Annotated in this window: 1 pseudogene; it reads right to left on the minus strand. The window is 74.0% G+C overall.

The annotated features are described in order from the left end of the window. Positions 1–235, minus strand: a pseudogene (gene fliI / locus R2R70_RS23225) (flagellum-specific ATP synthase FliI); the annotation flags it as partial.

The raw sequence follows: 235 nt of genomic DNA on the forward strand, positions 1-235 counted from the left end.
CCATCCGCTGCCCGCGGCCGACGGTGAGCAGCGCGTTGATCGCGCGCACGCCGACGTCGAGCACGTGGTGGATCGGCTCGCGATCGAGCGGGTTGATCGACGGCGCCGACAGCGAAGCGTCGACCTTCGACGCGAGCGGGCCGAGGCCGTCGAGCGGGCGGCCCGACGCGTCGACGACGCGCCCGAGCATTTCCCAGCCGACCGGCAGCCGTTTGGCGCCTGCGAGCGGATCGGC

Source organism: Cobetia sp. SIMBA_158 (assembly GCF_046566945.1).
Classification (GTDB): Bacteria; Pseudomonadota; Gammaproteobacteria; order Pseudomonadales; family Halomonadaceae; genus Cobetia; species Cobetia amphilecti.